The organism is Rhodanobacter sp. PCA2 (genome assembly GCF_013620825.1).
GTDB lineage: Bacteria > Pseudomonadota > Gammaproteobacteria > Xanthomonadales > Rhodanobacteraceae > Rhodanobacter_A.
This window is the reverse complement of the sequence record NZ_NJIC01000005.1, coordinates 1-11,158: the sequence shown is the minus strand read 5'-3', so window position 1 is coordinate 11,158 and position 11,158 is coordinate 1. Positions and strand designations below refer to the sequence as shown.

General features: G+C 70.9%; 9 protein-coding genes. 3 read left to right on the top strand and 6 right to left on the bottom strand.

The window, feature by feature from the left end:
* Positions 1 to 79: 79 nt before the first annotated feature.
* Both PCA_RS01220 and PCA_RS01215 read right to left on the bottom strand, forming a co-directional pair.
* A complete protein-coding gene (locus tag PCA_RS01220) occupies positions 80 to 1,078 on the bottom strand; it encodes a bile acid:sodium symporter family protein (RefSeq protein ID WP_181300297.1) in 999 nt (332 codons plus the stop codon).
* A gap of 113 nt (positions 1,079 to 1,191) precedes the next feature.
* Positions 1,192 to 1,728 carry a DUF2782 domain-containing protein gene (locus PCA_RS01215; RefSeq protein ID WP_181300296.1) on the bottom strand — a complete coding sequence of 179 codons (537 nt, stop codon included), beginning with the start codon at positions 1,726 to 1,728 and terminating at the stop codon, positions 1,192 to 1,194.
* A 151-nt stretch (positions 1,729 to 1,879) separates the two neighbouring features.
* Here PCA_RS01215 and polA point away from each other — a divergent pair, with 151 nt between their 5' ends.
* From polA to PCA_RS01200, 3 genes are all read left to right on the top strand, one after another.
* Complete coding sequence (polA, locus tag PCA_RS01210; RefSeq protein WP_181300295.1) at positions 1,880 to 4,684, top strand: DNA polymerase I; 2,805 nt, start codon at positions 1,880 to 1,882, stop codon at positions 4,682 to 4,684.
* Positions 4,685 to 5,020: 336 nt separating this feature from the next.
* Positions 5,021 to 5,239 carry a hypothetical protein gene (locus tag PCA_RS01205; RefSeq protein ID WP_181300294.1) on the top strand — a complete coding sequence of 73 codons (219 nt, stop codon included), beginning with the start codon at positions 5,021 to 5,023 and terminating at the stop codon, positions 5,237 to 5,239.
* Positions 5,240 to 5,280: 41 nt separating this feature from the next.
* Positions 5,281 to 7,614 (top strand): ATP-dependent DNA helicase, encoded by a 2,334-nt coding sequence (locus PCA_RS01200; RefSeq protein ID WP_181300293.1) that lies wholly within the window; start codon positions 5,281 to 5,283, stop codon positions 7,612 to 7,614.
* A 98-nt stretch (positions 7,615 to 7,712) separates the two neighbouring features.
* On the opposite strand, the gene PCA_RS01195 is transcribed toward PCA_RS01200, so the two are convergent.
* The 4 genes from PCA_RS01195 to PCA_RS01180 form a co-directional block, all read right to left on the bottom strand.
* Positions 7,713 to 7,958 (bottom strand): GlsB/YeaQ/YmgE family stress response membrane protein, encoded by a 246-nt coding sequence (locus PCA_RS01195; RefSeq protein WP_181300292.1) that lies wholly within the window; start codon positions 7,956 to 7,958, stop codon positions 7,713 to 7,715.
* A 178-nt stretch (positions 7,959 to 8,136) separates the two neighbouring features.
* On the bottom strand, positions 8,137 to 9,390 hold the full coding sequence (locus tag PCA_RS01190) for a heme biosynthesis HemY N-terminal domain-containing protein (RefSeq protein ID WP_181300291.1): 1,254 nt from the start codon (positions 9,388 to 9,390) through the stop codon (positions 8,137 to 8,139).
* A complete protein-coding gene (locus PCA_RS01185) occupies positions 9,387 to 10,481 on the bottom strand; it encodes a uroporphyrinogen-III C-methyltransferase (protein WP_181300290.1) in 1,095 nt (364 codons plus the stop codon). The genes PCA_RS01190 and PCA_RS01185 overlap by 4 nt, the downstream gene beginning before the upstream one ends.
* 53 nt (positions 10,482 to 10,534) lie before the next feature.
* The coding region (locus PCA_RS01180; RefSeq protein WP_181300289.1) for a uroporphyrinogen-III synthase at positions 10,535 to 11,158 on the bottom strand (624 nt) is incomplete at its 5' end.

Here is an 11,158-nt window from a genome sequence, read left to right as displayed (position 1 = left end):
CCCCCCCCCCCCCCCCCCCCCCCCCCCCCCGGCGCGGGGGGGGGGGGGGGGGGGGGGCGCCCCGCCCTCGCACGGCAAATCAATCCGCCGGCGCCACATCCCCCTCGCCCATCGCCGCCGCACCACGTCGCGCGTACCGCCGCGCCAGCACCGCGCACACCATCAACTGCAGCTGGTGGAACAGCATGATCGGCAACACGATCAGGCCCAGCGGATGGCCGGCGAACAGCACCTTGGCCATCGGCACGCCGCTGGCGAGGCTCTTCTTGGAGCCGCAGAACACGATGGTGATCTCGTCTTCCTTGCCGAAGCCCAGCGCCCGCGCGCCGTAGCGCGTCGCCAGCAGCGCGAGCGCCAGCAGCACCGCGTTCACCACCAGCAATCCGCCCAGCACCGGCAGCGGCACCTGCCGCCACAGCCCCTGCAATACCGACGCGCTGAACGCGGTGTACACCACCAGCAGGATGGAACCCTGGTCGACCAGCCCGACCAGCGGGCGATGCGTCTGCACCCAGCCGCCGATCCAGTGCTGCGCCACCTGCCCCGCCACGAACGGCACCAGCAGCTGCAGCACGATCTCGCCCACCGCATGCCACGACATGCCGCCCCCGCCATGCGTCTCCAGCAGCACGCCCACCAGCAGCGGCGTGATGAAGATGCCCAGCAGGCTGGACAGCGAAGCCGCGCACACCGCGGCGGAGACGTTGCCGCGCGCGATCGAGGTGAACGCGATCGACGACTGCACCGTGGACGGCAGCGCGCAGAGGAACAGCACGCCCAGATACAGCCCCGGCGTCACCAGCGGCGCCAGCAGCGGACGCAACGCCCAGCCCAGCAGCGGAAACAGCACGAAGGTGCTGGCCAGCACGACCAGGTGCAGCCGCCAGTGGGTGATGCCCGCCAGCACCGCCTGCCGCGACAGCTTCGCCCCGTGCAGGAAGAACAGCAGCGCGATCGCCGCATCGGTGATCCAGCCGAACACCGTGGCCCAGTCGCCGCGGCACGGCAGCACACTGGCCAGCAGGACGGTCAGCAGCAGCGCGCTGGTGAAGCGGTCGGGCAGGAAGCGACGGAACATGCGTGGCACCGGCAGGGGGAAGCGCGTATTGCAGCGATGCGGCGGGCGCCGATCAAGCCCGCGGCCCGCGCCCTCGTCTCACGCCTGCCGGTCGAGCGCGCCGCGGCGGACGCTCAGCGGCCGCCGTCGCCCTGCGCACCGTTGTCGGAGACGGGCGGCTTGCTGCCGCCCCACTCCAGGATCTTGTACATCACCGGGCGCACCGGCGGTGCGCCCTCGGTGGCCCGCATCACGCCGTTGTTGTCCACCATGTAGGTGTAGGACAGGCCGTTCTTCTGGGTGACCACCACCATGTAGACGCGGCCGCTGCGGCGGTATTCCTGGTAGACCGTGTCGCCCTCGGTGTGCACGGTGACATCATCCGCCGCCGAGCGGTCCGCCGTCTGCGGCGCGCCCTTGTCGCCCGGCAGCGCCGGCAGCGGGATGGGCTTGCCGGGCAACGGCGTGGCGGTGACCTCGGCCGGCGAGCTGCCGCTGGTGCCGGCGGAAGCGGGCCGGACCGGCGGCGCCACGGCCTTGGCGCCCGGGTCGTTCATGCCCGGCGGCGGCGGCACCGGCGCGAACTTCGGCGGCTGCTGGCTGGTGGATTGGGCGCAGACCGGCAGCGCGACGAAGGCAGAGAGGGCGAGCAGACAGGCGGCAGGTTTCATCACGGCGACCTCGTTGGGGCGTCCAGCATAGCAGCGCGTCCACCGTCCCCCCGTGAACCGCGCGCTCGCGCCGCATGCCGCGCGTGCAGGTGTCATCCGGCGGGCCTTGCGGGCATCATGTCCGCTGCACCTGAAAGGATCCGAGCATCCCATGCCCAAGCTCATCCTGATCGACGGCTCCGCCTATCTCTACCGCGCCTTCCACGCGCTGCCGCCGCTGTCCAACGCGCAGGGCGAGCCCACCGGCGCGCTGTTCGGCGTGTTCAACATGCTGCGCGCCACGCTGAAGGCGCGGCCCGACTACGCCGCCTTCGTCGCCGACGCCTCCGGCCCCACGTTCCGCGACGCGATGTACGAGCACTACAAGGCGAACCGGCCGCCGATGCCGGACGACTTGCGCGCCCAGATCGAGCCGATGCTGGCGGTCGTGGGCGCGCTGGGTTTTCCCATCCTGCGCGTGCCCGGGGTCGAGGCCGACGACGTGATCGGCACGCTGGCCGTGCAGGCGCAACGTGCCGGCATCGAGGTGGAGATCTCCACGGGCGACAAGGACATGGCCCAGTTGGTGGGCTCTGGCGTCACCCTGGTCAACACCATGACCAGCACCACGATGGATCGCGCCGGCGTGCTGGAAAAATTCGGCGTGCCACCCGAACGCATCGTCGACTACCTCACCCTGGTGGGCGACGCGGTGGACAACGTGCCCGGCGTGCCCAAGTGCGGCCCCAAGACCGCGGTGAAATGGCTGACCGAATACGGCTCGCTGGACGGCGTGATCGCCAGCGCCGACCAGGTCGGCGGCAAGATCGGCGAGAGCCTGCGCGCCACGCTGCCGCAGCTGCCGCTGTCGCGCGAACTGGTGACGATCAAGACCGACGTGGAACTGGAGCTTGCCCCCACCGATCTCGCGCTGCGCGAGGCGGACGCGGCGACGCTGCGCGAGCTGTACACGCGCTACGAGTTCAAGGCGGCGCTGAAGGAACTCGACGCGGGTGCGAATGCTTTGCTCCCCGCTCCCTCCGGGAAAGGGGCCGGGGGTGCGGGTGTGCCCGAAGCGCGCGCCACCACCGAACCCTCGCCCCAACCCCTCTCCCAGGGGGAGCGGGACGCTGCTCCCGGCTCCGATGCACAGCCGGCAGACCTCGCCGCACCGGGCGAATACGAACTCGTCACCACGCAAGCGCAACTCGACGCCTGGCTGGAAAAGCTGCACACCGCGCCGCTGATCGCCTTCGACACCGAGACCACCAGCATCGACCCGATGCAGGCCGACATCGTCGGCCTGTCGCTGGCGGTGGAAGCCGGCAAGGCCTGCTACATCCCGCTGGCCCACGACTACCCCGGCGCGCCCGCGCAACTGCCGCGCGACGCGGTGCTCGCCGCGCTGAAGCCCGTGTTCGAGGACGCGAGCCGCCCCAAGCTCGGCCAGCATGCGAAGTACGACATCAACATCCTCTCGCACTACGGCATCGCGGTGGCCGGCGTGCGCCACGACACCATGCTGGAGTCCTACGTGTGGAACGCCACCGCCACACGGCACGACATGGATTCGCTGGCGAAGAAATACCTCGGCTACGACACCGTGAAATACGAGGACGTGGCCGGCAAGGGCGCGAAGCAGATTTCGTTCTCGCAGGTGGACCTGGACACCGCCTGCCGCTACGCCGCCGAGGACGCCGACGTCACCCTGCGCCTGCACCACGCGCTGTGGCCCAAGCTGGAAAGCGTGCCCAGCCTGCGCAAGGTGTACCAGGACATAGAGATACCGCTGGTGCCCGTGCTGGCCGGCATGGAGCAGCGCGGTGTGCTGATCGACGTGGACGAACTGCGCAAGCAGAGCCAACAGTTGGGCAAGCGCATGCTGGAGCTGCAGCAGCAGGCGTGGAAGGAAGCCGGCCGCGAGTTCAACCTCGATTCGCCCAAGCAGCTGCAGGCGATCCTGTTCGACGAACTTGGCCTGCCGGTGCGGCTCAAGACGCCCACCGGCCAGCCCTCCACGAACGAGGAGGCGCTGGAAGCGATCGCCGATGCGCACCCGTTGCCGAAGCTGATCCTCGACTACCGCGGCCTCGCCAAGCTGCGCTCCACCTACACCGACAAGCTGGCCGGCACGGTGAACCCGCGCACCGGCCGCGTGCACACCAGCTACCACCAGGGCGCGGTGGCCACGGGCCGCATTTCCTCCACCGACCCGAACCTGCAGAACATCCCGGTGCGCACCGAGGAAGGTCGCCGCATCCGCCAGGCCTTCATCGCGCCGCCCGGCTGGAAGGTGATGGCGGCGGACTACTCGCAGATCGAACTGCGCATCATGGCCCACCTTTCCGGCGACGAGGGCCTGCTGAAGGCCTTCCACGAAGGCGGCGACGTGCACCGCGCCACCGCCGCCGAAGTGTTCGGCCTCAAGCCCGATGAGGTGACCGCGAACCAGCGCCGCGCCGCCAAGGCGATCAACTTCGGTCTGATGTACGGCATGAGCGCGTTCGGCCTCGCTCGCCAGTTGGGCATCGACCGCGGCGAAGCCAGCGACTACATGGCGCGCTACTTCGCCCGCTACCCCGGCGTGCACGCGTTCATGGAGGCCACCCGCCAGCAGGCGCACCGCGACGGCTACGTGGAGACCATCTTCGGCCGCCGCCTGTACCTGGAGAACCTGCAGTCGCGCAACCAGGCCCACCGCGCCGGCGCCGAGCGCGCCGCGGTGAACGCGCCGATGCAGGGCAGCGCCGCCGACATCATCAAGCGCGCGATGATCGCCGTGGCCGCCTGGCTGAAAACCCGCGACGACGCCCACATGCTGATGCAGGTGCACGACGAACTGGTATTCGAAGTGCGCGCCGATTCGGTTGACGAGGTGCGCGAAGCGGTGCGCGAACGCATGCAGGGCGCCGCGGAACTGGCCGTGCCGCTGCTGGTCGACGTGGGAGTGGGCGCGAACTGGGACGAGGCGCACTGAGAAAAGCGCGCCATTTGTTTTTTTCCCGTGAAATGAACCGGCCAAAAAATTTTTTCGCCGGTTTGTAGAACTTTTCCGGATTCGTGCGTTCTCAATCATCGGATGCACGCAACGGCATCCGTGGCTGCTCACCTCCCTGGACAGCCAACCGGACGCGGAGCCTCTCCCCTGGGTTTCCGCCTCCCCCGGCCCCGAAGGCACCCCCTGGCCTTCGGGGCCTTTTTTTGCCCCGCCTCCCGGCCGCCACCCATGCGCACGACCGGGAGCGCCCTCCACTTCATCTGCACGGACCGGACCGGCATACTCGCCGCACGCTCATCCCAAGGGGAAGAAACCATGCGCTTCGCACTGATCATCATCGGCCTCGTCCTGCTCGCCGCCGGCCTCTGGGTGGTGTTCGGCCACGGCAGCTACCAGCAGACCGACACGCTGGTGCAGCTGGGCTCGGCCAAGGTCACCGCCACGCACGACCGGGCGGTGCCGCAATGGGTGGGCTTCGCCGGCATCGTGGTCGGCGCGGCGCTGGCGATCGGCGGCTTCGTGCGGAAGAACTGAGCGCCCGAAAGCGCCGGCAGCCAGCCGCTACAATGGGTGCGATGGATGTCTCGCACCTGATCGACTCGCTCAACGACGCGCAGCGCGAAGCCGTCTGCGCCCCGCCCGGCCACTACCTCGTCCTTGCCGGCGCCGGCTCCGGCAAGACCCGCGTGCTCACCCACCGCATCGGCTGGCTGATGCAGGTGGAGCGCGTGCCGCCGTGGGCGATCCTCGCCGTCACCTTCACCAACAAGGCCGCGGGCGAGATGCGCGGGCGGCTGGACAGCCTGATTCCCGGCGGCACCCAGGGCCTCACTGTGGGTACCTTCCACGGCATCGCCCATCGCCTGTTGCGGCGGCATGCGCGCGAGGCCGGCCTGCCCGAAGGCTTCCAGATCCTCGACGCCGACGACCAGCAGCGGCTGGTCAAGCGCGTGGTCACCGGGCTGGGGCTGGACGAGGCGCGCTTTCCGCCGCGCCAGGCCACCTGGACCATCAACGGCTGGAAGGACGAGGGCAAGCGCCCCGACGCCATCGAGCATCGCGACCACCCCGTCACCGCCACGCTGGTGCGCATCTACCAGGCCTACGAGGATGCCTGCCGCCGCGCCGGCCTGGTCGATTTCGCCGAGCTGCTGCTGCGCGCGCACGAGCTGTGGCTGAAGCACCCGGCCGTGCTGGAGCACTACCAGAACCGCTGGCGGCACCTGCTGATCGATGAGTTCCAGGACACCAACACGCTGCAGTACGCGTGGATACGCGTGCTCGCCGGCAGTACCGGCAAGGTGTTCGCGGTGGGCGACGACGACCAGTCGATCTACGGCTGGCGCGGCGCGCGGGTGGAGAACATGCAGCAGTTCCTCAAGGACTTCCCCGGCGCGCGCACGATCAAGCTGGAACAGAACTACCGCTCCACCGCCACCATCCTGAAGGCCGCCAACCAGGTGATCGCGCGCAACGGCGGCCGCCTCGGCAAGGAGCTGTGGACCGCCGGCGACGACGGCGAGCGCATCGCGCTGTACGCCGCCTACAACGAGCAGGACGAGGCGCGCTTCGTGATCGAGCGCATCCGCGAATACATCGCCGAACACGGCAGCGCGAAGGACTGCGCCATCCTCTACCGCTCCAACGCGCAGTCGCGCAACTTCGAGGAACAGCTCACCCAGCGCAACATCCCCTATCGCGTCTACGGCGGCCAGCGCTTCTTCGAGCGCGCCGAGATCAAGGACGCACTGGCCTACCTGCGCCTCACCGCCAACCGCCACGACGACGCCTCGTTCGAGCGCGCCGTGAACACGCCGCCGCGCGGCATCGGCGACCGCACGCTCGACGTGCTGCGCCGCCGCGCCCGCCACGACGGCCACTCGCTGTGGGAAGCCGTGCTCGCCGAACTTGCCGGCGGCGAACTCGCCGGCCGCGCGAAGAATGCGGTGAAGGGTTTCCTGATCCTGATCGATGGCATGGCCCGCGACTTTTCTCCCTCTCCCCTTCGGGGCACGCGGGGAGGCGCCATGGATGGCGCCGGCTTTGAGGAGCGAGGAGAGGGTCGGGGTGAGGGGCCGGGCTTGCCGGAAACTTCCACCCCACCCGAACCCTCACCCCCAACCCCTCTCCCGGAGGGAGAGGGGAATCCAGGCCTGCCGCTGGCCGAACAGATCGACCACGTCCTCACCCACACCGGCCTGCGCGACCACTACGAAAAGGACAGCCGCGGCAACGGCGAGGCGCGCATCGAGAATCTCGACGAACTGGTCAACGTGGCGAGCCGCTTCGAGCGCACGCAGGAAGACATCGACGCCGGCCTCGACGAGCTGTCCGCGTTCCTGTCGCACGCCGCGCTGGAAGCCGGCGAAGGCCAGGGCGAGGCCTGGGACGACTGCGTGCAGCTGATGACGCTGCATTCCGCCAAGGGGCTGGAGTTCCCGCTGGTGTTCCTCGTGGGGCTGGAGGAAGGCCTGTTCCCCAGCCAGCGCTCCACCGAGGACGAGGGCCGGCTGGAAGAGGAACGCCGCCTCGCCTACGTGGGCATCACGCGCGCCCGCGAGCGCCTGGTCATCAGCTACGCGGAATCACGCCGCATGCACGGCACCGAGATGCTGGCGCGCCCCTCGCGCTTCCTCGCCGAGATGCCCGCGGAACTGATCGACGAAGTGCGCCCGCGCGTGCAGGTGAGCCGCCCGCTGTACGCGGGCGCCGCCCGCTACATCGACCACGCGCCGCTGCAGGAAGAGCTGCCGGTCAAGCTGGGCCAGCGCGTCAGCCACCCCAGTTTCGGCGAAGGCGTGGTGGTCAGCGCCGAAGGCAGCGGCGCGCACATGCGGCTGCAGGTGAACTTCGAGGACGCGGGCAGCAAATGGCTGGTGGCGGCCTACGCCAACCTCACGGCGCTGTAGATCCGAACAGCCGAAAAAGAAAAGCCCCCATAAAGGGGGCTTTTCCCGCTCCGTCCGGAATGGAGCTGGTGACGAATCGTCACGACACTCCCGTGTGCCTATGCCCGTTTGAACAGGCGAATCACGAACAGCAGGATCACGGCGCCGATGACGGCGGTGATGGTCGAACCGATCCATCCGCTGCCCAGCGAAATGCCCAGGGCGCCAAACAGCCAGCCGCCGATGAAGGCGCCGACGATACCCACCAGGATATCGACGAGCAGGCCGAAGCCGCCGCCCTTGACCACCACGCCGGCCAGCCAGCCGGCCACGGCGCCCACCACGATCCACGCTACGAAGCCCATGATGTCTCTCTCTTATTGGAATAGTCGCGATGCATGAACTGAACTGCGCGACGAGTATGCGTCGGGCGATCGACGCCCCACCATAGGAATATTCCTAAAAGAACGATGCGGCTCCACGCCCGCGGCAGGGACGTCCGCATGCCGCATCGACGGCCTCGCGCGGGTGCGCCGGGCGGGTCTATCCGCGCAGCCGCGGCACCCCGTGCTCGTCGCGCTCTTCCAGCGCGATCGCGTTGGTGTCGATCACGCCCGGGACCGCGCTGGCGGCCGGGCTCACGATGTCGCCGCGGGCCATCGCCAGCGCGTTGCGGTAGCAGCGCTGCGCCTGGGCGGCGTCGCCCTGGCCCTGCCAGGCGTCGCCCAGCGCCTCCCAGGCGCCGGCGCCGGGCTGCAACGCGAGCGAGCGTTCGAGGAACTGGCGGGCCTTGCCCCACAGCCTGGAGCGCACGCAGATGCGGCCCACGGCGAGCAGCAGCGCGGGATCGTTCGGGTGCAGGGCCAGCCAGCCTTCGGCGCGGCGCAGGCGGGCGTCGAGATCGCCGCCGGCGAGCACGCCGTAGGCTTCCACGAGTTCCGGCGACCATTCGCGGCGCAGCGCGGATTCCAGTTCATCCATCGCGGGCAGCACCAGCCCGAAACCGGCGGCACGGCGCGCATAGGCGTCGATCGCGGCGGTTGCGCGACGCTGGGTCTTCGGCAGTTGCGACCACAGCGTGTTCAGCGCGGCGCCGTCGGGCGCGGCGTCGATCGCGGCCGCCAGCACCTTCGCTTCCAGCATGGTGTAGCTGCGCGCGCCGAGCGCGCCGCTTTTCTGCAGCGGCTCCAGCGCGGAAAGCGCGCGACGGGTGTCGCCCGCGGCCAGCGCGGACAGCGCCAGTTCGCGCCAGCCCCCGGGCGGCAACGCGCCCTTGTCGGCATCCGGCGCCAGCAGCGCCAGCGCCTCGGCCGACTTGCCGTCGCGGCGCAGCACGCGGGCGCGCAGCACGCGGGCCGCCTGCGGCGCGGCCTGCGAGGCTTCCGCCAGGATCTCCAGCGCGCGACCGTGTTCGCCGCGACGCGAGGACGCTTCGGCGGAAGCCAGCAACGACACGCCGCGCAGCGCGTCCAGCCGCGAGGCGCGGTTGAGGTCGCGCTCGGCGTCGCCGTGGCGGCCTTCCATCAGCGCGATCAGGCCCTCGGCCAGCCGCTTGCGGCTGAGCCGGCGGTGGCGCCGCGACAAGGCGCCGAACGGCCAGCGCAGCAGCCGCCACGCGGTGACCAGCGCGGCCCAGGCCAGCAGCAGGATGATGACGGCGGCGACCACCGTGGTCTGCACGCGCCAGCCGTGCAGGCGCACCAGCACATAGCCGGGATCGACCGCCACCCAGTGCCAGCCGAACGCGGCCAGCGCGGCGACGACCACCAGCAGCAGGATCCAGCGCCACAGGTTCATCGCGCGGCTCCCGCGGAGCTGGCCGCCGGCGCGGGGCTGTTCGACAGCGAATGCACTTCGCGCAGATTGCGCAGCTCGTTGAGCGCGGCGCCAAGTTGCACCGGCGTGTTCTCCGGCAGCGCGCCGGCCAGTTGCCTGAGCGTGGCACGCGCCTGCTGCACGGACTCGGCACTGTCGTCGAACTGGCTGGCGAGCCAGGCGTCGGCGCGCTGCAGCGCCGCGGTCCAGGCCTTGGGATCGTGCGCGAGCAAGGCGGCCTGCGCCTGCGCGAGATCCAGCGCCGCCAGCTCGCGGGCGAAGCGCGCGTCGGCCACCGCCAGCGGCGCGCCGTTGTCGCGCTGCACGCTGACCACGCCGGCCAGCGCATGGCCGATCCGCGCCCAGGGACCCGACGCGGCGCCGGGCGTCGCATCCAGCGGCTTCAGGGGCAGGCCGGGCAGCTCGCCGCGCAAGGCGGTGAGCCGGGCCAGCGCGTCGGCCTGGCTGGCCGGCTGGCTGGCGAGCAGCGCGCGGCGCTCGCTCTCTATGCTCTGGCGCAGGCCGGCGAACGCGTTGTCGTTCACCGCGGACACGGTCTGCCCCGCCAGCGCGTATGCGTCGGCGGCGCCCTGCGCGTCGTGGAACAACTCGTAGCGCGCCTTGCCCATGCGCAGCAGCGACTCGGTCTCGCCAAGCAGGCTGGCGTCGTGCGCGGAAAGCGTGTTCTCGGACAGCTTGCTCACCGCCTGCTCCAACTGCCGCAGGCGATCGTCCTGGTTCTGCTGGGACGCCTGCAGCGCGCGGTTCGACTGGTCGGCCGCGTCGAGCCGGTGGGCGAGGTCCGCGCGACCGCCGCTGACGCTGGCGAGCGTGGCCTCCAGCGCGCTGACGCGCTGCGCCAGCGCATCCAGCGTCTGCGCATCGGCGGTGTGTCCCTGGCGCTGCTGCCACTGGCGCCAACCCACGTAGAACGCTGCCAGCAAGGCCAGCAGCGCCAGCAGCAAGGCCAGCGCCACGCTGCTGCCGCGCGACGCGGCGTTGCGCGGAGAGGGTTGGGCGGCACGCGGCGCGGCGGCAGGCGTGGTCGAGGATGCAGGTTCGCGTTCGTTCATGCCGGCATGCTAACAGGCAGGCCCCGGAGGTTCGTTGCGTGCCCGTGAAACGATCAGCGGCGCGCTGCCGCAGCGAGCAGGTCGGCCGCCAGCGCGGATTCCGCCTGCACGATGCGCGCGAAACCCGCTTCGCGCGCCGCCTGCGCCAGTCGCGCGCTGCTCGCCACCGCCACGGCCGCGCACAAGCGCGCCAGTGCGGACGCCGGCAGCAGGTCCACGAGATTGCGCAGCGCCTCGGCGCTGGAGAGCAGCACCCGCGCCGAGCGCGGCAACGCCAGCACGGCCTCGACGTGCCGGCGATCCAGCCGCGGCGGCACGCGCCGGTACACCTGCAGTTCGCGCAGGCGTGCGCCGCGCGCCGCCAGTTGCCCGCGCAACACGCCACGGCCGCCGGGCGCGCCGACCAGCGCCACGCGCCGGCCGCGCAAGTCACGCGCCGCCGGCAGGTCGAGCAGGCCGTCGCTGTCCTGCCGCGACGGCGCCTGCGCCAGCACACCCTGCCGGCGCAACGCCTGCGCCGTGCCACGCCCCACCGCGAGCACCGTGGCACGCGTGCGCAGCGGCGCCAGCGCGGCGGCGTAGCGCACCGCGGCGGGGCTGGTGAACACCAGCAGTTCGTCCGCCAGCGCCTGGCGCATCGCTGCGCGCATGCCCGCGGCGTCCGCCATGCCGCGCAG

Bases quoted from the DNA above. Each gene is read 5' to 3' on its own strand.
- PCA_RS01220 (WP_181300297.1), bottom strand. From the start codon at position 1,078: ATGTTCCGTCGCTTCCTGCCCGACCGCTTCACCAGCGCGCTGCTGCTG.
- PCA_RS01215 (WP_181300296.1), bottom strand. From the start codon at position 1,728: ATGAAACCTGCCGCCTGTCTGCTCGCCCTCTCTGCCTTCGTCGCGCTG.
- polA (WP_181300295.1), top strand. From the start codon at position 1,880: ATGCCCAAGCTCATCCTGATCGACGGCTCCGCCTATCTCTACCGCGCC.
- PCA_RS01205 (WP_181300294.1), top strand. From the start codon at position 5,021: ATGCGCTTCGCACTGATCATCATCGGCCTCGTCCTGCTCGCCGCCGGC.
- PCA_RS01200 (WP_181300293.1), top strand. From the start codon at position 5,281: ATGGATGTCTCGCACCTGATCGACTCGCTCAACGACGCGCAGCGCGAA.
- PCA_RS01195 (WP_181300292.1), bottom strand. From the start codon at position 7,958: ATGGGCTTCGTAGCGTGGATCGTGGTGGGCGCCGTGGCCGGCTGGCTG.
- PCA_RS01190 (WP_181300291.1), bottom strand. From the start codon at position 9,390: ATGAACCTGTGGCGCTGGATCCTGCTGCTGGTGGTCGTCGCCGCGCTG.
- PCA_RS01185 (WP_181300290.1), bottom strand. From the start codon at position 10,481: ATGAACGAACGCGAACCTGCATCCTCGACCACGCCTGCCGCCGCGCCG.